The 23,820-nt window shown below is 41.9% G+C and carries 20 protein-coding genes and 1 pseudogene; 8 read left to right on the plus strand and 13 right to left on the minus strand.

The features are described 5' to 3' along the window. Positions 1-275 precede the first annotated feature (275 nt). From V7K27_RS04705 to V7K27_RS04720, 4 genes are all read left to right on the plus strand, one after another. On the plus strand, positions 276-1,202 hold the full coding sequence (locus V7K27_RS04705; RefSeq protein WP_334944794.1) for a histone deacetylase family protein: 927 nt from the start codon (positions 276-278) through the stop codon (positions 1,200-1,202). A gap of 414 nt (positions 1,203-1,616) precedes the next feature. After that, positions 1,617-2,336, plus strand: coding sequence for a hypothetical protein (locus tag V7K27_RS04710; protein WP_334944796.1), 720 nt, complete (start codon positions 1,617-1,619; stop codon positions 2,334-2,336). A gap of 388 nt (positions 2,337-2,724) precedes the next feature. After that, entirely contained in the window at positions 2,725-3,492 is a 768-nt protein-coding gene (locus V7K27_RS04715) for a DUF1350 family protein (RefSeq protein ID WP_334944798.1), read from the plus strand. Positions 3,493-3,732: 240 nt separating this feature from the next. Continuing rightward, positions 3,733-4,869, plus strand: coding sequence for a PP2C family protein-serine/threonine phosphatase (locus tag V7K27_RS04720; protein WP_334944800.1), 1,137 nt, complete (start codon positions 3,733-3,735; stop codon positions 4,867-4,869). Here V7K27_RS04720 and V7K27_RS04725 read toward each other — a convergent pair whose 3' ends face one another. The 4 genes from V7K27_RS04725 to V7K27_RS04740 all read right to left on the minus strand — a co-directional run bounded on the left by V7K27_RS04725 (position 4,870) and on the right by V7K27_RS04740 (position 9,302). Continuing rightward, positions 4,870-5,196, minus strand: a complete 327-nt coding sequence (locus V7K27_RS04725; protein WP_334944802.1) for an STAS domain-containing protein — start codon at positions 5,194-5,196, stop codon at positions 4,870-4,872. Between the two features lie 182 nt (positions 5,197-5,378). Next, positions 5,379-6,686: a glutamate-5-semialdehyde dehydrogenase gene (locus V7K27_RS04730; protein ID WP_334944804.1), complete on the minus strand. Its 1,308-nt coding sequence runs from the start codon at positions 6,684-6,686 to the stop codon at positions 5,379-5,381. A gap of 670 nt (positions 6,687-7,356) precedes the next feature. Next, entirely contained in the window at positions 7,357-7,806 is a 450-nt protein-coding gene (locus V7K27_RS04735; RefSeq protein ID WP_334944806.1) for a pyridoxamine 5'-phosphate oxidase family protein, read from the minus strand. Positions 7,807-8,555: 749 nt separating this feature from the next. After that, positions 8,556-9,302 carry a DUF6920 family protein gene (locus tag V7K27_RS04740; RefSeq protein ID WP_334944808.1) on the minus strand — a complete coding sequence of 249 codons (747 nt, stop codon included), beginning with the start codon at positions 9,300-9,302 and terminating at the stop codon, positions 8,556-8,558. Positions 9,303-9,827: 525 nt separating this feature from the next. Here V7K27_RS04740 and V7K27_RS04745 point away from each other — a divergent pair. Continuing rightward, positions 9,828-10,013 carry a hypothetical protein gene (locus V7K27_RS04745; RefSeq protein WP_334944810.1) on the plus strand — a complete coding sequence of 62 codons (186 nt, stop codon included), beginning with the start codon at positions 9,828-9,830 and terminating at the stop codon, positions 10,011-10,013. A 105-nt stretch (positions 10,014-10,118) separates the two neighbouring features. Here V7K27_RS04745 and V7K27_RS04750 read toward each other — a convergent pair whose 3' ends face one another. The 3 genes from V7K27_RS04750 to V7K27_RS04760 are packed head-to-tail and all read right to left on the minus strand — an operon-like array spanning position 10,119 to position 11,026. Then, on the minus strand, positions 10,119-10,511 hold the full coding sequence (locus V7K27_RS04750; RefSeq protein WP_334944812.1) for a DUF5615 family PIN-like protein: 393 nt from the start codon (positions 10,509-10,511) through the stop codon (positions 10,119-10,121). Then, on the minus strand, positions 10,511-10,828 hold the full coding sequence (locus V7K27_RS04755) for a DUF433 domain-containing protein (protein WP_334944814.1): 318 nt from the start codon (positions 10,826-10,828) through the stop codon (positions 10,511-10,513). The genes V7K27_RS04750 and V7K27_RS04755 overlap by 1 nt, the downstream gene beginning before the upstream one ends. Positions 10,829-10,885: 57 nt before the next feature. After that, positions 10,886-11,026 carry a hypothetical protein gene (locus V7K27_RS04760; protein WP_334944816.1) on the minus strand — a complete coding sequence of 47 codons (141 nt, stop codon included), beginning with the start codon at positions 11,024-11,026 and terminating at the stop codon, positions 10,886-10,888. 141 nt (positions 11,027-11,167) lie between these two features. Here V7K27_RS04760 and V7K27_RS04765 point away from each other — a divergent pair, with 141 nt between their 5' ends. Continuing rightward, positions 11,168-14,701: a leucine-rich repeat domain-containing protein gene (locus V7K27_RS04765; RefSeq protein ID WP_334944818.1), complete on the plus strand. Its 3,534-nt coding sequence runs from the start codon at positions 11,168-11,170 to the stop codon at positions 14,699-14,701. Positions 14,702-14,804: 103 nt separating this feature from the next. Here V7K27_RS04765 and V7K27_RS04770 read toward each other — a convergent pair. The 6 genes and pseudogenes from V7K27_RS04770 to V7K27_RS04795 form a co-directional block, all read right to left on the minus strand. Further along, a pseudogene (locus tag V7K27_RS04770) lies at positions 14,805-14,981 on the minus strand (element excision factor XisI family protein); the annotation flags it as partial. A 214-nt stretch (positions 14,982-15,195) separates the two neighbouring features. Further along, positions 15,196-15,558: a DUF5335 family protein gene (locus V7K27_RS04775; RefSeq protein WP_334944820.1), complete on the minus strand. Its 363-nt coding sequence runs from the start codon at positions 15,556-15,558 to the stop codon at positions 15,196-15,198. Positions 15,559-15,975: 417 nt separating this feature from the next. Beyond that, a complete protein-coding gene (locus tag V7K27_RS04780) occupies positions 15,976-16,401 on the minus strand; it encodes a hypothetical protein (protein WP_334944822.1) in 426 nt (141 codons plus the stop codon). Positions 16,402-16,890: 489 nt separating this feature from the next. Next, on the minus strand, positions 16,891-18,699 hold the full coding sequence (locus V7K27_RS04785; protein WP_334944824.1) for a hybrid sensor histidine kinase/response regulator: 1,809 nt from the start codon (positions 18,697-18,699) through the stop codon (positions 16,891-16,893). A gap of 327 nt (positions 18,700-19,026) precedes the next feature. Beyond that, a complete protein-coding gene (locus tag V7K27_RS04790) occupies positions 19,027-21,336 on the minus strand; it encodes an ATP-binding protein (RefSeq protein ID WP_334944826.1) in 2,310 nt (769 codons plus the stop codon). Positions 21,337-21,541: 205 nt separating this feature from the next. Then, positions 21,542-22,312: a hypothetical protein gene (locus tag V7K27_RS04795; protein WP_334944828.1), complete on the minus strand. Its 771-nt coding sequence runs from the start codon at positions 22,310-22,312 to the stop codon at positions 21,542-21,544. 379 nt (positions 22,313-22,691) lie between these two features. Between V7K27_RS04795 and V7K27_RS04800 the strand changes: the two genes are divergently transcribed. Together V7K27_RS04800 and V7K27_RS04805 are read left to right on the plus strand one after the other, a co-directional pair. Then, the gene (locus V7K27_RS04800; protein WP_334944830.1) at positions 22,692-23,678 is read left to right on the plus strand and encodes a hypothetical protein; all 987 of its coding nucleotides are present in this window, start codon (positions 22,692-22,694) and stop codon (positions 23,676-23,678) included. Further along, positions 23,675-23,815, plus strand: a complete 141-nt coding sequence (locus tag V7K27_RS04805) for a hypothetical protein (protein ID WP_334944831.1) — start codon at positions 23,675-23,677, stop codon at positions 23,813-23,815. The genes V7K27_RS04800 and V7K27_RS04805 overlap by 4 nt, the downstream gene beginning before the upstream one ends. Positions 23,816-23,820 lie beyond the last annotated feature (5 nt).

Consider the following 23,820-nt stretch of genomic DNA (forward strand, 5'->3'; position numbering starts at 1 on the left):
TAATAAGTTGATGTGCAGCTAAATTGTATAACACGAAAACCCAAAAATATTGTAGTGCGGGCAACATGAGCGCGTCCAATATACAAATTAAATACTAATAAGTTGATGTGCAGCTAAATTGTATAACACGAAAACCCAAAAATATTGTAGTGCGGGCAACATGAGCGCGTCCAATATACAAATTAAATACGCAACAGCTTAGTACAAGAAAAAACTGTTTGTACGAGTGACGATACAATAGCATTGATTGTCCTGCTGCCAACCTTTTTCCTTCTATGCTGCCAGTCATTTATTCCGACGAATTTTTAGATCACAAGACTGGAAAATACCATCCCGAAACACCAGAACGCTTAAGGGCGATCGCTACTGCTCTAAAAACAGCGACATTCGCAGATAAAATCGTCTGGCGTGAGCCGACACCAGCATCAGAACAGCCATCACTAATGTCTATGTTGGTGAAAGCCCATAGCCCAGCCTACATCAAAAAACTTTGGCAAATCGCTTCTAGTGGCGGCGGCCCTTTGGATGGAGATACGCCAGTTTCCCCGCGCAGTTATGATGTGGCATTGTTGGCAGTTAGTGCCTGGTTAGATGGAGTTGAGGCTGTCTTAAAGTCGGCTAATCCGGCTTTTGTATTGGCGCGTCCCCCAGGACACCATGCAGAAAGTGATGCGGGGATGGGCTTTTGCCTATTTTCTAATGCAGCGATCGCCGCTTTATTTGCCCTGGAACAACCGGGAATTAACCACGTCGCCATCCTCGATTGGGATGTGCATCACGGTAATGGTACTCAGGCGATCGTTGAAACCCAAGCACGCATCGCCTACTGTTCCCTACATCAGTACCCATGCTATCCCGGTACTGGAAGATCGACAGAACGCGGCTTTCATAATAATGTCTTAAATTTACCTGTACCCCCTGGTAGTGATATTGCAGTATATCAGCCACTATTTGAAAGACAGGTCGTACCGTTTTTAGCTAACTTTCAAGCGGATTTACTGATTGTCAGTGCTGGTTATGATGGCAATGCCGCAGATCCTCTAGCAAGTATCAATTTGCAGCCAGAAGACTACGCTTTGTTTACTGATTATTGTCTAGGGGTAACTCGGAAAATTCTGTTTGGCTTAGAAGGTGGTTACGACTTTGATACTCTTTCTCGATCAGTTGTAGCGACGATTGAACGCTGTTTACTTTCAGAATAATTCCGAATTCCGAATTCCGAATTCAGGAGTCAGAAGTAAGAATCAAGACGCTCCAGGATGAGCTAACGCTGCGCTATCAGTGGTGGGTCTGAATTCCTTACTGATAGCGTAGCAGTAGCGAATCCGTGAGCGTCTTGAAGACCACTAAATCAAAGATTTAGTCGGGATCTAAAAAGAGTCTATTCAGCGTTCGACTGAGCGCTCACGCCGAAGTCCGCCAGTCATACAGAATTGATGCTGAATTCTGACTCCTGACTCCTGAATTCTGTTCAAGAAAGTATCGTATTGTACAAAAAATCCTGACTTTACTAGAAGTATTGACTTGCCTGAAAAAGTTTAGACAAAATGCCAGCATTCTAGAAATTTGATTGCTATATTAGATTAAATAACTATTCTGGCAAGGGTTGAAAAGCTGTGCGGGATGATTTACAGGGCTTGGAAATTAGTCAGGATGAACTACAAAAGCTGGCTAATTTGCCTGTCAATGAGGAACTTTTAATCATCACAAATCCTCTGAAAAAATTAGCAAATATATATATCCAAAAGCTGAAAAGCTCTGAAAGCGCAACTGTAGTTTTTATTGGATTTTCTACATTTGTTTTCGTCTATATTTTATTTGATATAATTATTAAAATTTTTATGACGTGGATCACAATTCCATCTTGGATATTGTTAATTATCTTAGGTCTTTGGGTTGGTGGACTGACGCAAACTATCTTATATTTAATCTGGAAAACTAGAAATAAAATTGTCAAAATTAATATGACAAAATCTCTGCAAATTCTGTTAAATGAGGTGAGTAGATATAATACTGTTATTAGAGTAATCGATATCAATGATCAAATAGAAGAAGCTGGTAATCCAGAAGTAGTTATAAAGGAAAGAGAGGGTGTGATCGAAGCGCTTAAACTTACCAAAGCTGATTTAGTTCGCGCTTTGAAGACAGAAAGGATTTTGAGGGAGCATAAGAGCTTTATCCTTAGTAATACTGAACTATTCGTCAATAATTTAGCAACTTTAACAGCCATGCAAGTAAATGAACAGGCTACCGAACATGGAAGGTTGCTCAATGAAGCATTACAAATTGCATTAGATGTGCAACACGAAATGAAAAGATTACAGACTCAGCGTTAAAGTAATTCGTAATTCGTAATTCGTAATTCGTAATGGGGATTTAGAAAGCACTCTGAATTCACTCAGCACTAAGTAAGAGTTGGAGAACGCGCAATACGGTTCGGTTAGTGATATTTTGCCCAGGAAGATACCCCCAACCCCCTTAAAAAGGGGGGCTTATAACCCTCTTTTACCCACTTTTTAAGGGGGTCGCCGCAGGCGGGGGGATCTTAACCGAACCGAATTGGGAGAACGCTTAGATGCTCAGGGTAATTCCATAGACGCTGTTGGGTGGGTTGGGTTGCAACCGACTCACCAGATATTCTCAATGGCTTTTTGCATAATCCTTCCCACGGTTGCGATCTCCGGTCTAACATAAAGAATATTCGTAAAGCGATCGCTTATCCACATGGACTGGAAAGAAGTCAGAGGCAACTGGGTAATCATTCCCCGAAATCCCATAGGTATCATCCATTTTTTAGGAGGTGCATTTGTCGCCACTGCACCGCACATCACTTATCGCTGGTTACTGGAAGAACTGGCAAGTAAAGGTTATGTTGTAATTGCTACGCCTTTCGTCAATACATTGGATCATACCGCGATCGCACAATCTGTACTGCTAAACTTTGACCGCACTCTCGAACGCTTACATGACTCAGGGGCATTACGCAAGCTTTACTTCCCCATCTACGGCATTGGACACAGTATGGGTTGTAAACTTCACTTGCTCATTGGTAGCCTCTTTAAAGTAGAACGCGCAGGCAATATTTTAATATCCTTCAACAACTACGCCGCAAAAGAAGCTATCCCCCTAGTAGAACAGTTCAATTCTACTTTGAAAATCGAGTTTACCCCCTCACCGTTGGAAACTAACAAGCTTATCCAAGAGCGTTACAATATCCGGCGCAATTTATTAATAAAATTTAGCAATGACACCATTGATCAATCGGCAGCTTTAACCAAAATCTTACAAGAACGCTTTGATGAGATGGTGACAACACAAACGTTACCAGGAACTCACACAACACCTCTGGGTCAAGATATTAAATGGCAAACTGGAACATTTTTCACTCCCTTTGATGCTTTAGGGCAATGGTTCAAGCAAGAAGCATACCGGGACTTGAACCAGCTAAAAAGCAACATCCTCTTGTGGCTAAATCCTCTGGCAGCGCCATGAATCAATTCAAAATTCAAAATTCAAAATTCAAAATTAAAGACAGCCACCCACAAGGGGCGAGGTTTTAAACCTCACTTCTTTTCATAATGTTTTATGACTGTTAAAAAGTCATGAGTTCGACGTAAAAAGATAAAAGAGTTAGTAGTCTATCTGGATATACTACTAACTAATTAGCTCATATCGTATTTTTATTTCCTATTTTTACAGCAAATTATTAATGAGTGTTTACTACAACTTTCTATGTTTCAAATACTAGTAATTGATGACGACTATTCAATAAGAACACTCCTGAAAAGGATGTTGGAAAAACAGGGTTATGAGGTAGTTACTGCCAGTAGTGGCGAGGAAGGAATAGAAAAGGCACTGGCTTACAATCCAGCCCTAATTATTTGTGATTGGATCATGCCGGGGTTGACTGGACTGGAAGTTTGCCATCGCATTAAGAAAGACCCCAAATTTTCCACCACATTCTTTATTTTATTAACATCCTTAGATTCCGTTGCCGATTGCGTCAAAGGTCTAGATGCTGGTGCTGATGATTTTATCTCCAAACCTATTGAGCATAATGAATTACAAGCACGGGTAAGAGCGGGATTACGCCTGCATCAGTTGAGTAGAGATTTGCAGGCTCAAAAGTTGCTTTTAGAATTAGAAATGTCAGAAGCCGCAGAATATGTGCGATCGCTGCTGCCTCTTTCCATGACTGAACCCTTCAATATAAATTTCCGATTCATTCCCTCGCGGCAACTTGGCGGTGATTGTTTCGATTACTACTGGCTTGATGATGATTATCTGGCAATTTACTTAATGGATACTGCCGGACATGGACTCAAAGCTACTCTTCCCTCTGTTTCAGTGCTGAATCTGCTGCGTTCTCGTGCGCTCAAAAGTCTGGATTATTATCAACCTAGTGATGTCTTGAAGGCTTTGAATGATACTTTTCAGATGAATTATCAAAATGACAAATACTTTACGATTTGGTACGGAGTTTACAACCGAATCAACCGCCAGTTAATTTATGCTAGTGCAGGTCATCCACCAGCAGTTTTAGTAACCGGCACATCTCCAAGGAAGTCTGAAGTTAAACTCTTGAAAACCCCCGGTATGCCAGTTGGGATGTTTCCAGAGGCAAAATATGTTGATGGGTTTTGCAATATTGAAAAATTCACTACCCTTTATATTTTTAGTGATGGCGCTTATGAACTCACTAAATCAGATGGCACACTTTGGAGCTTGGATGCTTTTATTCAGCTACTAGTTAGCTTACAAGATCCTGTTGATTGCCAACTTGATCGCGTACTGAGTTATTTAATCGCTGTGAACTCCAAAGAGGCTTTTGATGATGATTTATCTATTTTGCAAATTAACTTTAATTAACTAATTATTTGAGACTAAAACCTGATTAAATGCTTCTTGGCTGGGGAAAATTTCAAATACTTTATCCATATTAGTCAGTTCAAATAATATCCTGACTTGCTCATTAATTGAGCAGAGAACGAGCTTAGTATCTGCGGCTCTCAAGGTTTTGAAAGCTAATACTAAAGCTCCCAAACCTGAGCTATCCATAAACGTGACATCTTGAAAATCAACTAATACAATTTTCGCACCACTTACTAAAATATCAGTAATCTTTTGCCGAAACTCTTGTGAAGTTGTGGCGTTTAAATTACCAATGAGCTTAATAACTTTTACTTGCTCTCTCATAATACCTCACTCTGATTTCTGTAAATGGTACTCTGTTGTTGTTAGTATATCCCAATCATACCAGTTGAAGAAGTATTCAGAATTCAGGAGTCAGAATTCAGGAGTCAGAATTCAGAAGTCAGAATTCAGAATTCGGAATTCTGCTGTATAACATTACTAAAGCTCATAACTTTGAGGATGTTTTACCCTAAATCTCGATGAGTAAAGGATTTAGCATTAGCTCCGGTGTAAGTAGCTACAATATGACCATCGCCAGTCATTTGATATTTGTATGTCACCAATCCTTCTAAACCAACGGGGCCGCGAGGAGGCATTTGTTGTGTACTAACTCCTACTTCTGCACCGAAACCATACCGGAAACCATCAGAAAATCGGGTGGAACAATTGTGGAATATATTAGCTGAATTGACTAGTCCAAAGAAAGTTTCGACAGATACTAAATCTTCAGAGATAATGGCATCGGTATGACGAGAACCATATTCGTTAATATGGGCGATCGCATCTTCTATAGAATCTACAATCTTAATCGACAAAATAAAATCGTTATATTCAGTTTTCCAGTCTGTTTCTGTTGCAGTTGCAATGTTAGGCAAAATTCTTAAGGTACTTTTATCACCTCTTAATTCCACATGGCGTTCTTGCAAAGCATCGGCAACTTTTGGTAAAAATTCTCTAGCAATAGAGGAGTGAACTAACAAAGTTTCAATTGCATTACAAACAGCAGGATATTGCGCTTTGGCATCGACAGTAATCGGAACTGCTTTAGAAATATCAGCGGCTCTATCTATATAAAGATGGCAAATTCCATCGGCGTGACCTAATACCGGAATGCGTGTATTGTCCTGCACGAAGCGCACAAAAGAATTAGAACCTCTAGGAATAATTAAATCTACATATTTATCTAACTTCAAAAGTTCTAAAGTTTCTTCTCTAGTTGTTAGCAACTGTACCGCATCAGGGTTAACAGCAGTATGAGATAATCCTTGCTTAATTGCCTTAACGATCGCTTCACAAGAACGCACTGCTTCCTTTCCACCTTTGAGGATCACACCATTGCCCGATTTGATCGCTAAGGAAACAATTTGAATCGCCGCCTCTGGCCGGGCTTCAAAAATAATCCCCAAAACGCCTAAAGGACAAGTGATCCGCTTGAGAGTCAAACCAGTGTCTAGTTCGCGGTGAATCTCTACTTTACCCACTGGATCAGCTAGCTTACTAACATCTAGTACCCCAGCGATCGCATCTCTTAATTTATGTTCATCCAACTGCAAGCGCTTATAAAGCGGTTGGGGAATTCCATCGGCAGTAGCAGCTTTACAATCAGCAACATTTGCTGATAAAATTTCATCCCTAGCTGATTCTAAAGCTTGAGCGATCGCAACAAGTGCTTGATTTTTTGCCTCAGTGGAGAGAATCGCTAGCTTACTTGCTGCTTTGCGGGTTTGCCCTGCGATCGTAATTAGGCCAGAAGCAATGTCAAGAATAGTCATAGTACAAATCTTTACTTTTTCCTCATCTTATCAATGTGAGTTCATTATTGGTTATCGTCTTCCTCCAATCGGGTGAACCATCTGGGTAATCAATAACTACTCTGATCGGGTGAAGCAAGATTTAGTTCAAAACATTTATTCTGTGATTATCGAACACAGACAAATTAAAGGTAGTCAATTCACAGACAGTATTAAGAATATTTTAAGTATTATTACAGGCATTATTTGAAAATCTTAAATATGATTTATGCGTTCCCCAGACTAGAAAGACATAGTAATTTATGTTTCTCTAGTCTTTTACTTACAGCTATTTTCAGGTAAATAGACCACGCGGTAGGGGCACAGCACTGCTGTGCCCCTACGACAGATGTGGTTCAAATACATGATTTCTGCTGTAAGTAAAATAATTTATTCTGCCAAAGGGTCGAAGTATTGCTTTTTTTACTCAGCAGGGGCTAAACCTTAGCTATCCGCTAACGGAACTCAGCACTGTTTTGTTGGTGGAGTTTTTGCCGCGTAGCTTTCTTGACCAGAGGTAGAACCTCTCGGAATACATTCCCAGCCTGGAGGCTCTTAACGAGGCAACTGGTTACTGTGATTCAGCTAACAACGAATCGCACCCTCTAGCTGGCAACGCCATCGCTAGAGGTAGTTCATGGTATCTTGGTTCTTACCGACTGCTGACTCCATCAGTCGTGCGTCCGCTCATCTGGCCTGAATAGATCCGGTAGATGGCAATTACCTCTGCACGTCCCGATGAGTCGATCCAAGTTCGATTGATCGCAGGAGAAAGCACTGGATTGCGCTCTTTGATCAAGTGCATAGCATGATCGATGTCTTGCTGCTCTGTGAGACGCTCGGCTCGACCATTAACAATCACGCTGCGCCAATGAAGCGGATCGTGAATTTCTTCAACCTGTAGGCAGATTTCTGGATTAGCATCTATGTCATGAGTCTTCATGCCGACCGTTGTAAACAGGTAGATGTCCGAATCTTCGAGATAATAATACATTGGCATCACGTAGGGTTTGCCTTCGTGTATGCAGCCAAGATGACCGTATCCTACTTGGTGTAGAAAGCCTTGTATTTCTTTTTGTCCCATTTCATCAATATCTAACATCACCATTCTCCTTCTCAAGATTCAGTCAATTGATATTGTTTCAGATGTGTTGACGACGATAGCTAGACCTAGTACCGCAGGGCGGAATTCAAAATTCAAAATTCAAAATTCAAAATGAATAGAGCGTAAGCGTTTCATGGTGACAGAGCAGTTCGACAGAGCTACCTGTGCCACTTGCCGAAGTATTGATTTGCAATGGGTGGTTTATTTACGCCATGCTGTACTAGCTCATAACAGATAATTTCGGAACTGAAGCAAGACTTTTGGAACAGTACCTGCTTTGTATCGGTTTAACAACCGTTTCTAAGGGGTTCTTTGGGCTGGCTCATTTATTTATCTATTGATTTGTTACCTTTCACAGTATTTGCAGACTTAGCTTTTGCTCTCCGCCTTTAGAGGCATCTATGAACTATCTTGTTAAATTTAGGATTGCAAATACCAATTGAACTAAATTAGGACTTACGCAAAATATCTCTGAAACTCTTATTTCTCAGTGTACTCTGCGCCTCTGCGGTTTGTTATTCCGTAGCTCGTGCGTAAGTCCTATAAATAAGTAGGCAAGAATAAATCAAACTATATTACACAATGTAATATTAATTAAATTAGCTGGTAGAGACGCTACGCGAACACTACAAACCGCTCCCATGAAGTTACTGATAACGGGCAAAGCTGACAGTGTTAGAGCAAATAGAAATTCCTGCATCGTCAGGCTCCGCTAGTCGTAACATACTCTTTGATGTTTGATCAATCTATCGATAGATTGCATCATCGATTGTGGCTCGAAAGAATTCGCCTTCCGACTCAAACCGCTCAGTGCCGAAGTACCAGCCAACCCGCAGACGGGTGGGAATGGTGTAGCCCCAGAATGTGCCTTCCGACTCTACGATTGCACCGAAGTCCACATCATGAAACTCACCACCTTCTGGATTGCCCCAGCGCGGCAGCTTGACAGTTTTGAGCCGACCCGTTTGATCAATGGTGAAATCAAGTTCCGCTCTCTGGCCTTGCACTACGAAACTCGAATGTAAATCTGATGAATCCATTGTTGTCCATGACACGTCATCACCATAAAACACAGATGGCAACCAGATTGACTCTGCTTGGAGACGACCAACACTAGATCGTGTAATATCAGCACCTGAACCTATCATCACCGGGAAAACTCCTAAAAGCTTCCACTGCATAACACCTACACCGTCTATGATGCGATCCGATCCCCAAATCGGTAAGGCGTTCATCCATGCCGTAGCACTCCAAATTAGTCCATGCTGCCAGCAAATGACTTGCTCTGCTTTGAATGGAATCCAACTCTTCAATTTGATTTCGCCGTGCATCTGCAATCGAACCGCAGAGGCGATCGCAGTTCCAGGTGCGATCGCATGTTCAAGATATCGTCTTGCTGCTTCTGGCAGGTGAGAGAGTCTATCTGAGCCAAATACTTGCTCCTTAGATATCGCTGAATCCCACAGCGTATTCAGGGAAATTTGTTTAGTCATTATTGCCTACACTATTCAGAATTTGATAGATGGTTATGAGCAGAATAATAGTTACGATCGCTGTATAGATTAACTTTGTATACCTGGCTAGCCAATTGGGAAGATAAATAGAGAAATTGTCTTTTGTGGAATTTGAATATTTATGGGCGATTAGAGTTAATGGGCAGGAAAATCTAAAAGTCAGTAGGGTTATACCTTCTATAAATACCAATCCATAACCAATCCAGAGCCAGAGATCGAGTTTATTTGCGGTCGCGGCATAAAGCATATAGAAAATAACAAAGTTGAAGAATACCCATATCAACGTGTGAATGACTTTAATTAGCGTCAATTTTGTTTCGTTTTCCATATTGGTATTAGTGTGACGGGTGTTTGTTCTATTTCCTGAATGAATTGATTGAATATGATATAAAACGTAACAGTCGATTTTATAAAGAATGCTAAATCTGTGTAATTCATTTTGAGACTGATTAAGTGATTCGTTATAATATTAGACGATAAACTTTGCTAAAAGAGGGGAAATGCATGACTAGCCGCGAGCAGCTTATCCAAGAACTTGCAGAGGTTCCAGATGAGTTAATTAAAGTAATGTTAGATTTTTTGCATCGGGTTCAGACAACGCGTAGTCATCATCCTCTAGCGAAATTTGCTGGTATTTTAAGTGATGATGAGGCGGCTAATTTACAGGAAGCAATTCAAGCTGATTGGTAATGATAGCTATTATGTTTTGCGTTGGCGTAGCCCGTCGTAGACATCGCCTTTTCCCATCATCTGAGCGCGATCGCAAAAGGGAGCAATATTCAACAGCGATCGCAATCAACTTTTACCATACTCCTGTACGAAAAAAATCTGTCCGACTGCTTTTATATTTTGCTTAATAACCCGCAACAAACGATTCTCTAAGGTTCGACTATCCTCATCCAAAAAATCAATTATTGCCTTGACTTTCCCAGCATAATCACGATCGTGTTTAAAAATAATCATGCCAGCATGATTTGGTGCAGTGCGATGTAGATCGATAAAATCTTGGCGATTTTCCGTAATCAAAATGCGACCTGTCGCTGTGGCATACTGCAAAACAACATCGTCAGGAATCCCTTGATTTGCTTGACCTGCTTCGTAGGAAGTTAATACATCGTGTCCCTTCGATCTGAGTAAGTTTACCATTGCGATCGGAAAATTTTCATTGGAGTAAAATTCTAATGCCATTAAACTAAATCATCTTGGGCAATTTCTCGATCGATTTGTTCGGTATTTTGTTCGTAGTAATGCCAAGCTGCACTTAAATCTTCCGCAGTCAATCCAGGATAATTTGACAATAATTCTTCATCCGGGGCACCTTGTTGACGATATGCTACCAAAGTCCATACGGGAATTCGTGTATTTCTAATTCGCGCTTGTCCCCCGCAAACTCTTGGTGTAATCTGAATCGGATTTTGCAACATTTGCACGTAATTTAATGCTTGGTCAACTAATTCCTCTGGTAAAGCTGCAATTACTTCGAGCAGTTGAGTCCTCTTATTCATGACAACAAAATCTCTCTCGCTTATTTCATCCTAACTTGAAATTTTATAGTAATTATCCTAGCGACTGTTTTGAAGCCCAATCTCAATTTCGGATAAGCGATACCACAAAGTGGTTGCCAAGGGCATCGCCAATACTAAAACCGACCTATATGTTTTGCGTTGGCGTAGCCCGTCGTAGACATCGCCTTTTCCCATCATCTCAAGGCGCGATGTTTAAATCTGCAATATCCCAAACAGAGAACTGACAGATCGCCAAAAAATGATGGTCTAGCATTTTCCCTAATCAGTTAAGATCATATTCATCAATATTCTTGCCTTTTTACCGTTCTCCTTGGAATTATGACGCAGGATGAGTTATTGGTACTGATAGATCGCGCCGTGGCTGAGGGTTGGCAAGAGTTAGACTTGTCGGGGCAAGAGTTGACTGAGTTACCTGTGGAAATTGGTAAGTTGCAGCAGCTTGAGTCTTTGATTTTGGGAAAGAAGGTTGAAGGTTATGAACGAGTAGGAAACGGCATTCTCGAAAAGGTTTCGGGCAACAATTTAAAAACGCTTCCTCTGGAACTATTGGGTTTGCCTAATTTGCGTAAGTTGGATATTAGTGGCAATCCTTTAGAGAGCATTCCCGATGTGGTAACGCAAATACTACATTTAGAGGAACTTATCTTAATTCGAGTAGAGCTAACTGAAATACCTGATGCGATCGCTAAATTAACCAATCTGACGCAGCTTCACCTCAGTTCCAACCAAATAACTCAGATTCCAGAGGCGATCGCTAATTTAACCAATCTGACGCAGCTTCACCTCCGTAACAACCAAATAACCCAGATTCCAGAGGCGATCGCTAAATTAACCAATCTGACGCAGCTTCACCTCCGTAACAACCAAATAACCCAGATTCCAGAGGCGATCGCTAAATTAACCAATCTGACGCAGCTTGACCTCGATGGCAACAAAATAACCGAGATTCCAGAGGCGATCGCTAAATTAACCAATCTGACGCAACTTCACCTCAGTCGCAACAAAATAACCGAGATTCCAGAGGCGATCGCTAATTTAACCAATCTGACGCAGCTTATCCTCAGTCGCAACCAAATAACCCAGATACCAGAGGCGATTGCTAATTTAACCAATCTGAGGGAGCTTATCCTCAATGACAACCAAATAACTCAGATTCCAGAGGCGATCGCTAATTTAACCAATCTGACGCAGCTTGACCTCAATGACAACCAAATAACCCAGATTCTAGAGGCGATCGCTAATTTAACCAATCTGACGCAGCTTATCCTCTATAACAACCAAATAACCCAGATTCCAGAGGCGATCGCTAATTTAACTAATCTGACGCAGCTTGACCTCGATGGCAACAAAATAACCCAAATTCCAGAGGCGATCGCTAAATTAACCAATCTGACAAACCTTGACCTCCGTTCCAACCAAATAACCCAGATACCAGAGGCGATCGCTAATTTAACCAATCTGAGGGAGCTTATCCTCAATGACAACCAAATAACCCAGATACCAGAGGCGATCGCTAATTTAATCAATCTGACAAACCTTGACCTCCATAACAACCAAATAACCCAGATACCAGAGGCGATCGCTAATTTAACCAATCTGACAAACCTTGACCTCGATGGCAACCAAATAACCCAGATACCAGAGGCAATCGCTAAATTAACCAATCTGACAAACCTTGACCTCCGTAACAACCAAATAACCCAGATACCAGAGGCGATCGCTAATTTAACCAATCTGAGGGAGCTTATCCTCAATGACAACCAAATAACCCAGATTCCAGAGGCGATCCAAAGTTTGCCAAAATTGGAAACTCTAGATTTACGGGGAAATCCGCTTCCTATTTCACCAGAGATTTTAGGATCTTTTGATCGTGTTGGTTCAGTTAAAAAGATTTTCAATTATTTGCAATTACTCCGTAGCGGTGAAGTGCGTCCACTCAACGAAGCCAAACTATTGCTCATCGGACAAGGTAGCGTCGGCAAAACATCGCTCATAGAGCGACTAATCCGCGATAAATATGAGAAAAATCAATCCCAAACTGACGGACTCAATGTAGAAACTTGGAACGTGCAGGTCAATAGTAAAGACATCCGCCTCAATGTTTGGGACTTTGGCGGACAGGAAATTTATCATGCTACCCATCAATTTTTTCTGACTAAACGTAGCCTCTATCTCCTAGTTTGTAATTGTCGCACCAGCGAAGAAGAAAACCGCATCGAATATTGGCTAAAACTAATCGAAAGCTTCGGCGGACAGTCCCCCGTGATTATCGTTGGCAACAAAAAAGACGAACAACCCCTCGACATCAACCGCAAAGCATTACGCGAAAAATATCCTAACATCCAAGCGATTATTGAAACCTCCTGCCAAGACAATATCGGCATTGATGAACTTCGCACCGCCATTTTGCAGCAAGTAGGCAAACTCAAAGAAGTCTACGATCTTCTACCACTCTCATGGTTTGAGGTTAAACAACAACTCGAATCCATGACTGAAGACTTCATCAGCTACAACCGCTACATCGGCATCTGCCACGAAAATAAGATTCCCGAAGAACAAAACCAAGATCAACTCATCGATCTTCTCCATCGACTTGGCTTAGTTCTCAACTTCCGCGATCATCCCATCCTCAAAAATACCAACGTCCTCAAACCTAACTGGGTGACAGAAGGCATTTATGCGCTCCTAAGCGATGAAAACCTCAAAACTAAAACCAAAGGCATTTTCACCTTCGCCGATCTCACCCGCATCCTCAATCCAGAGCGCTACCCTACCGAGCGTCATGGCTATCTAATCGAACTAATGAAGGAATTCGAGCTTGGCTTTGCACTAGAATGTTACCCACCACAATTTCTGATTGCGGGACTTCTGCCTAAAGACCAACCAGACGAAACAGAACTCCAAGGCGAAACCCTGGAATTTCAATACCATTACAAAGTTCTCCCCGAAAGCATCATTTCCCGCTTCATCGTCAATACCCACGAAAAAATACATAACCAAATCTATTGGCGCAGTGGCGTAATGCTGCAATATCAAGAAAATAACGAAATCTACAACATCGCTCGGAGCAAAGCCGATCCCGAAGACAAAAAAATCTTCATCACCATTAGCGGACGCCAAGAAACCCGCCGTTTATTTCTCGGCATCCTCCGCGATGTCTTCAAAAAAATCCACAAAAGTCTCCCCAATCTCGAAATCACCGAATGGGTTCCCGTCCCCAACCATTCCAAACACGATCCGCTCAAATATTCAGAACTACTCGGACTCGAAGCGATGGGAGAAACCCATAAAGTTATTGGTGAACTCAAGCTGAAACTTGATTTACGTCAACTTTTAGATGGCTATGAATCACTAGAATCGCGTCAGAAAATACAAAAAGTCGATCCAGAAAGCGATCGCTTCACAATTGTCAACCAGATTTACAATAGCAATCAGCAAGGAGATTTCAAACCCATGACAGAAAACACAAACAACTTTCAAGGCGCAAACGTCGGCAACTTTGCCAACGAAGTCAAAGACAACGCCAGTCAGCAAGCCTCTAACTTCAACCAAACAAGCGGCGCAAGCGTAGCAGAACTAATGCAACTGATCGGCAACTTACGCCAAACTGCTGCCCAATTTCCACGAGAAACCCACGACGACATTATCATCGATATTGATGATGTAGAAGTAGAAATTCAAAAGCCAGAAAAAGAACGCAATTTACCCAAACTCAAAAAGCGTCTAGTAGCTTTACTAACTGCTGCTACTGTAGTCGCTGCCCCGATTGCAAGCATGACAGGCTTTACAAAGGATGTTATGGAAATAGGAAGCAAATTAGGCATAGAACTAAAGCTTCCCCCTGTTAAATAGACTTTTCTAACTCTAGGGGCGATCGCATAGCTTGAAATAATACCCGCCTTTGACTTGATGAAAATTGAACTAGCGATCGCTATTCATCAATCAATATTTAAACCTAACCTACAGCAAACTCTGTATCAGAGCGCACCCTAGCAGGTTGAAAACCTAAAACTATATCTTGATGTGGTACACCTAATTTTAATAACTCATAGGCGATACCATCTTCCGTACCATCATATTGAATCCAAATCTTGCCATTCTTAATATCCAAATGTAGCAAACATCCTTGATAAAAGAGGCAGGAGGCAGTCTTGCTGTTCTTGCTGGAGGCACAATTTGAATGGGGATTCAAACCCCAACCAAATTGTAAGCGCTTTTGTTTTCGGCGGGGTTTTAGACCCTTGAACCGTGCGCGTCACAGGCAGGAGACAGAGGGCAGTTTTCCTCCTGCAAGAACTGCCCTCTGCCTCCTGCCTTCTTTGATAAAAGCCGTGCGGGAAATTTATTCAACCAGATAAATTAGCTTGTAGCTTGATCAATGTTTTTCTCTCGGTAGCGTCACTGATCCAAATCGCTATAATCTCACCGTTTGAGTTCTGTCCCGTTAAAACTTCAGTTGGTGAATCGACCGTGTGAGCATAGCTGACTTCATGTTGACCGACTTCAATCACTAAATCATCTCCCTTGCCAGGGCGATCGTAAACTATCGCCAGCAAAGGTGCGTTCCGAATCAGTTCTTCGTCGCCGAGTTCGGAATCGATGATTTCGATCGAAATATGCCGTCCACGATTACCATCTGAAAACTGATCAAAAAATTCACCCCATCGCTCATGGGACACAGATTTGTTGATGTCAATCTTACTCACCATACAATTAATTCCTTGTGAAAAACTATTGAAGAAGAATTCAGCTATTCTGAATTCAGGAATCAGAATCAATCAGTCGGGGATTGGGACCCGCCACTACGAAAGTTGACCACACTTCGAAGCTGCTCTGTTACCACCAAATCTACGATTTGATGGGGGTCTAAAAAGAGTCTATTCAGCGTTCGACTGAGCGCTCACGCCGAAGTCCGCTTTTTCGGTCAAAATTCATTCTGAATTCTGACTCCTGACTCCTGAATTCTGTTTCAGTAAAAAGAAACGGAGCATTGAAATAGTTACTAAGTACAAAAGTGGAATTAACCAAAGTATGTTCAGTTTAATTCCCCCCTCTTGACAGGCAGCAGGAATTGAACGCCTAATTAAAATCCCCGTTACAAAACGTAATTACGAATTACGAATTATTTAATTCCCCGTAGTTGCCGTAGCAGCTTCAGCATCTAATCTGGCAGCGATCGCTTCCAAGGTTGCTTTTTCAGCTTCTTCTATTGTCGCTATGGCTAAGAGGGTCGCCGTAGCTGCATAGTCTTCAGCTTTATCTGCCCGATGTTCGAGTTTCTTAACTTCACGATTTACTTTCCATTCCTCGACACTCGACTTCACCTCAGATTCTTTTTCCTCAAATTGAGTTTTGAGCTTTGCCCGATACTCATCGAATTCGTGTTTCTTAGCGTCTAATTTTGTCTTCGCTTCGTCGAGTTTCGATTGAATCTCAGCTTGAGTTCTTTTCGGCGCAGATTGAATGTTTTCCTTCAGTGATTTCGCCCGATCTTCAACCGCTTCTAAATTGTCATGAAGTTTTTTGGTGAAATTGTCTATTGCAGTACTCATGATGATTCCTCTAGTATGTTAAGCTTCTGAATCGAGTTTCGATTGAATCTCAGCTTAAGTTTCTTTCGCCATCAATTGATTGTTAGCAAAAGTTGCCGAATATAACATCTATCTTTTGAATGGTTTAGTAGAACTTATATAGTAATCCGCTTTGATTATTGAACTGACTTGCGTAGGCTGGGAGTAGGGAATAGGGAGTGGGGAGTAGGGAATAAGCCTTTTCGATTAGTACTTAATTTGTTCAAAAATCAAATAAGAGTCCTATACAATTCAAACGCTTGCTAAAACACTCGAATAGCATCGGTATAATTCTAAGAGCGATCGCTGCTGGCTACCTGACAGCAGAAATCATGTATTTTAACCATATCTGTCGTAGGGGCACAGCAGTGCTGTGCCCTTACCGCGTGGTCTATTTACTTGGGTTTTAGCCCCGCCTTTGTGGGCGGAATCTTTTTTCAGGAGGTGATTGATACCCTTTCCCCTGTTTATTCATACCGGAATTTCAATGAAGAATTCTGTACCCTCATCCAGAACAGAGTTAAAACTCAATTTGCCACTATGAGTTTCTTCGATAATTTGACGAGCGATCGCTAATCCTAATCCTGTTCCTTTACCAACGCCTTTAGTGGTAAACAAATGATCAAAAATCTTTTGTTTGATTTCTTCATTCATCCCCTGACCATTATCTTTAATATTAATAATTATTTTTTGCTTGTCATTGCTAATTTTAGTTATAATCGTGATGCAATTGGGATTGACATCAATCTCTGCAAAACTCCGTCCAATATTTGATTCTTCAAAAGCATCAATCGCATTTGCCAAAATGTTCATAAACACCTGATTCAACTGTCCAGCAAAGCATTCTACAAATGGAAGCTGACCATAGTGTTTGATAACTTGAATTTCTGGGCGAGTTTCCGAAGCTTTCAGGCGATGTTTGAGAATCAGGATAGTGCTGTCGATGCCATCATGAATGTTACAAGAAACGGGGCGATCGCTATCAGCACGAGAGAAGGTTCGTAAGGAAGTACTAATATCCCGAATCCGTTTCACACCTTCTTTCATAGAACCCACTAACTTAGGTAAGTCTTGGCGGATGTAATCGAGGTCAATTGTTTCGATTTCGTCTTGAATTATTTCACTGGGAGTAGAATATTCATCTTGATACAAATCAATTAAGCCAAATATATCCTTGATATAATCTAAAGCGGGTTCAATATTGCCGCCCAGGAAGCCAATAGGGTTATTAATTTCATGTGCCACCCCCGCTACGAGGTTTCCCAGTGCCGACATTTTTTCACTCTGCACCAATTGCACTTGGGTGCGCTGAACTTCTGTAAGTGCTTCTTCTAGATTTTGTTTTTGTTGTTTGAGTTCTTCTTCTGCTTGCTGACGTTCGGTAATGTCTTCTGTCACGAATAAAATGCCGAACACATTTCCCTTGGCATCGCGTAGAGGCATCTTGTTCGTATCTAACCAAACTTGCTGACCATCCGCCTGTTGAAATTGTTCAATGATGTGAAGTTCTGCTCGATCAGACTCCATGACGCGGCGATCGCACATCCGAAACCAATCGGATTCTTCTTTGCTGAACAGTAAGTCATAGTCGGTTTTACCCACAATCTCATCAGGCGAACTTAAGTTTAGGACATCAGCAAAACTTTGATTACAGCCCAAATAAACTGAATTGATATCTTTCCACGCTACCCAGTGGGGAATAGTATCAAACACTAAGCGCATCAATTGTTGGGTTTGCTTGAAGGCTTCAATCGATCCAAATAATTCCTGGGTTCGTTTTGCGACTCGTTGCTCTAGTTGCTGGGTGAGTTGTTGCAGTTCTATATTTCTGGCTTCGAGAGACTGGCTCAATTGGTTGAGCTTTAAGTGAGTTCGCACCCGCGCTAAAACTTCACCTTGTTGAAACGGTTTGGTAATGTAGTCAACGGCTCCTAGTTCAAAGCCTGTAACTTTGTTCACCGATTCAGATAGGGCGGTGACGAAGACAATCGGAATATTTCGGGTTTTGGGATTGGCTTTGATGCACTGACAGGTTTCAAAGCCATTCATACCCGGCATCATCACATCTAGTAAAATCAAAGATACGGTGGTATGTTCTAGTTGCTGTAGCGCACTTTCTCCACTAGTGGCGATCGCAACTTCAAAACCAGCATCAGCTAAGGTGTCTGAAAGCACCTTCAAGTTATTTGGCACATCATCGACAATCAGGATAATGCCATTATCAAACAGGTTTGTCACGGGATTATTAAATGTAATGGAATTTTCAAAAAATACTGTCATGGCGAAAATGGTAATTCGTAATTCGTAATTCGTAATTTTTAATTAAGATACAGAGAACAAGGCTTGATAGAGGCTGCTTCCAACCCTATATCTAAATTGCTCAAAACTTTAGATAGATACAAAGGATAATCTGCTATGAAATCACAAAGGTTGATCGGACTGGAATCAGTAGATCAACTTTTAACAACGTGAGTTAGATGAACCTCTCCCTCCCAGCCTCCCTCTCCGAAACGGAAAGGGAGGAGCAACGAAGAAAAATTCAGCTTTTTGCTCCCCTCTCCGCGTCGGAGAGGGGCTGGGGGAGAGGTCAAATAAAACTTGTCGAACTCACGTTTTAACGGGGAGATACTGTTCAAGAAATGTGCGGATTTTTTCAGTCTGGAAATTATCTGCATACTCACGTATTGCTTTAACAAACGGTTGATACTGCTCATCTGTTTTTTCCAAAGTTTTTAGCTGTTGCTCGATCGCCATCAAGCGTCCCTGCAACGCCAATGTATGCAATTGCGACAAAACCTCATCAGTCGGGGGAATGATCTCATCTGGGGTGGATGCAGACATTGCCCCGGAGTTGACACTCATCGGCTCTACAGCAATGGAGTTTTGGTCATAAATCCATTTCAGATTCAGGTATTTTTCCAACAACTTCAGCAGCGCTGCGGCTTCTACAGGCTTGGGTAAAAACGCATCGGCTCCAGCTGTAATACTCTCATTCTGGTTACTTTCAAATACACTAGCTGAAGAAGCGATCGCTGGAAGATTCTGCAACTCAGGAATCTGTCGCAACTGTCGCAGCATCTCGTAGCCATCCATTTCTGGCATCATCAAGTCTGTAATAATCAGGTCAGGATGAATCTCCTGTGCCTTTGCCAATCCTTCTCGACCATTGCTGACGGCAATCACTGCAAAACCCAAAGGTTCCAGGAAACTAACCAAAACTGACCGATTCTCCCAACGGTCATCGACTACCAGCACCTGGCGCTTGTTGCCTTCAAATCCCACAATTTTTCCTTGCTTAGTTGTTCGCAGAGTTGTTGCCCAATCTTTGGCTTCAGCAAGTTCGGCCTCAAACCAGAAGGTGCTACCTTGTCCAAGCTGGCTTTCCACATTTAGTGTGCTACCCATCAGGGAAACTATTTGCTGACTGATTGCTAGTCCTAGTCCAGTACCTTCTGCTTGTTTCTTCACATCACCCACTTGTTCAAAGGGTCGGAAGATTTTCGTGAGTCCGGTTGGCGACATCCCGACCCCTGTATCTTCAATCTCAAAGCGAATTTGATAGGTTCCAGTTTCCAGTTTGTGAGATTTAACGCGAAACGTAACTCCGCCTTCGTCAGTAAACTTAATGGCATTACCCAATAAGTTAATCAACACTTGGCGTAGGCGTTTTTCATCAACTTTAATGCCAACAGGTAAATCCGAATCAGGTTGATAGGTGAAGGGAATTCCTTTTTGGTTAGCACGCACGCGCATCATCTCGGCAATGCCTTCGAGAAGTGCCGGGAAATACGCATCTTCAGGATACAATTCTAACTTCCGGGCTTCGATTTTGGCGAGGTCAAGAATATCATTAATCAGATTGAGCAAATGATTGCCGCACTGATAGATGATATCTATACCTTTTTTACCTTTTTCTGTTAGTGGTTCACCATTCTGGAGAATTTGGGCATAGCCCAGGATGCCATTGAGCGGAGTTCGCAGTTCGTGGCTCATATTAGCAAGAAACTCGCTCTTGGCTTGGTTTGCACTATCGGCTTTGTTTTTGGCTTCTGCTAGTTGTAGCGTCCGTTCTTCCACCTTTTGTTCTAAGGTGGCAAAGGAGGTTTGCAACTGTTTGGCCATGCTATTAAAAGATGCGGAAAGTTCTCCAAGTTCATCGGTGCGTAAACTCGGTAGAATCGCATTCCAGTTCCCCGCTTCTAATTGCTTGGCGGCGTTATTGAGTTGTAAAATGGGTAGCACGACAAGCGATCGCGACAACCAACGCACTAAAACTACAGTCAGTAACAACACAGCTAAAAAAGTTACCAGAGCAAATTCGGCTACCGAATATTCCTGGCGCAATACAGAACTTGCATCCAGTTCAACCACCAAGAATCCATTCACCCGGCCCTGAAGATTTGTAATTGGGGCATAGCCGTGGATGGCAACGCCTGTATTAGTTTTATGAAAATCCGGCTCCACAAACGGGGCATTCTTGGCCACGGCTACCTCCAAATCATCTAATTCCTCGTTGTACTCCCTACCAATCAATACAGTTTTGCCTTGATCAGAAGGGTCGTAGTTTAAGACATAGATAAATTTTTTATTTGGTTGCTGGCGTACCGTATAGATACGTAGAATATCTTTAGTGGTTGCTTGAATGGCTACAAGCCTATCTTGATTAATTTTGTAAAAAGCTGAGGTGCGTAGGCGTAGCCCGTCGTAGACATCGCTAGGTTTGACAATCAATCCGTGATAATCGCTGTCGATTTGTGGAACTGCCAAACTGACAATCGCCAAAAGACGATTACGGATTGCCTGTCGTTGACTAGAGTACAACTGCCAGTACATCCCCGATGTTAGTGTCCCAGCCATCACCGCGATTAACACTGAATAGGAAGCAATAATTTTTGTGCTGAGGTTCCAATTTTGCACGGGTGTAGCTCCTTTTACTGCCCCAAACTACTGAGATGGATAGTGTATTATAATCATGCCCAATTATTTCTAAGATGCCCACTTCATCTGTCAAATGAACAATTGCATTGGGCATTGGGCATTGGTTATTCTCCTTGTCCCCTCATCCCCCTCATCCCCCTCATCCCCCTCATCTCCCTCATCTCCCTCATCCCCCTCATCCCCCTCATAACCCAAGGCTGGCGCGGTAGGCGGCGCGTTGAGACTCACGCCCAACCTCGTTTGTAATCTGCTCCCAGCCTTGTTCAATTCGTTGTATTGCTTCTTCACGGGTGATCTTGTCAGTTAAGAAATCCGTGATCGCCGACCCCAGTACTTCTATTTGATAGCGGTGATTTTGAGGAATGCGTAAGTCCAAAACCATATTAGGATTGTTAAGACTAACGCTAATCCCGCCCAAATATTTACTAGCATCTTCAGATGTCATACCCGCCTTGATCCAAGCTTCTTGGTTGTTAAATTGGGAAATGCGATAAGGACTCAAGCCTGTTCCCCCAATAGTTACATCAACATTTGATTGTGCCGATTGACTTAGGAAGGAGAGAAACGCAAATGCTGCATTTTTTACCTTCAAATTGGCTTTAGCATTGACAAAGCCAGCCCATCCTCCGCTAGCAGCGTAAGGAGCATGGTTAATTCCCTCGATCGCATAGGGACAGGTAAACTTATCGCAGGCGACTAACTTGTTAGTCTGGCGATCGAGGATTTGGGTTGTGCCGGGGGTAATAGTTGCACCAACTTTGTTAATGACCTTGGAGGTGGCTGGATTAATTGCCATAGTGCCAATGTCACCCCATTCAATGGCTTGGGCACATCGTCCTTCGACAAATAATAGGTTGGTTTCTGCCCAACTGCTTGGGGGATATCCATAATCCCTTGCTTGTTTAGCAATATCTAATGCTTTGGCAAAAGCTTGATTGTTGACTAGGGGTTTCATCGTCTCTGGATCAAAGAATGCTCTACAGAGGTTTGAGAATTGGGTGGGAATAAACTGCAACCCGGAATCCCTAAGCTCAACCAGAGGGCAGCCAGGAAAATTAGACAATAGCGAACTCGCCCCAACAGAGAGCGAAAGTTTTGCCAATTAGACATTTTATAATTCCGCCAAATCTTGAGAATTTATAGATTTATTATTCCCAGATATATTTATTTTTTTATAAATAGCGAAAATTTCCGCCGGGATTTCAATGAAAAATTGTCTACCTTGACCGAGGACAGAGGTCTTAGTAAGTATTATTAAAATGCTAGTATTAGTCAATGCTAAAATATATTGCTTTATAACCTTGCGGCATCAAATCCTAGCTAACTTTAATTTTATGAATAGCCCCTTCCCCTTAGAGCTTCCCCAAAGCGCCTTAGAGCCACTGTTAGCATTGCGAGATTACTACGCACCCAAAGTTGAACACTACGAAAAACTATATACCGAAGCCAAAGCTAATCTCACTCATGTAGAAGCTTTGTTATCTAACTGGTCTTTTGCCTCGGAGGTAGCCGACCAAGAATTCAACCCTGAAAAAGAAGAGAATTCTTTATTATTTCTCGCTGATCGCTCTGATATAGAACTGGAAGAACCTCGCCCTTTTGAACTCTTGCAATTGGACGATTCCGAGTCTAGAGGATTTGAGGCAGCTACAGATACTCTGGAATTATCAGAGCTACCGATATTACCACTTATAGAAACATCAACTCAACAGCGATCGCTATATGGGGTAGAAATTCCCATGTTGCCAGAGTATCAATCTTTAAGTCGCACTGAAGCGATTGAACGGCTGTTGGCAGAAGAGATTGGCACAATTGTTCACATAGACGCGATCGTGCGATCGCTCTATGGAGAGTTAGAGCCAGATATCTTCAAACTACTTAAAGGTCGAGTTCAATCTTCACTTACCCAAGGTAGAGAAACCAATAAATGGTCAATTGTCAAAAGTAAGCCTGGATATTATACCCTAGATTCACGTTTGCTGACCTCTAATCAAACTAAAAATTCCTTTGGGCAAAACAAGCACAAAAATCAGAAATCGTTTAGCGAAACAAAACCTCAAAAAATACCAAAGCTTAAAGCATTTGAAGGGCTAATTTTGATTGATGCCATTTCCGATTTTTTAGAACAAAATTCTTCAAAAATTTTCAGTATTAATGAAATCATTGAAGGGATTTATGGAAAACTTGCTGAACATGAACTTAAACTGGTCAAAAGCGCGGTACAGAAAGAATTATCGCGGGGTTATCGCACAGGGCGATTCTCTAGAGTTCCCAATCAAATCGGTTTTTATACCTGGAACTACGAGTTAGTCAGTAAATGAAACCAGTGAGGCGATCGCATCTCTATCTGAAAATTAGTTCAATCTGGGTGCGATCGCCTTTCAACTTAGTAGTAAATTATTCTCACGGCTTGATTCTTGTTATTTCCCGAAGAAAAATTCTGACTCCTGAATTCTGAATTCT

Source organism: Nostoc sp., from assembly GCF_036919575.1.
In the GTDB taxonomy this organism is placed as follows: domain Bacteria; phylum Cyanobacteriota; class Cyanobacteriia; order Cyanobacteriales; family Nostocaceae; genus Nostoc.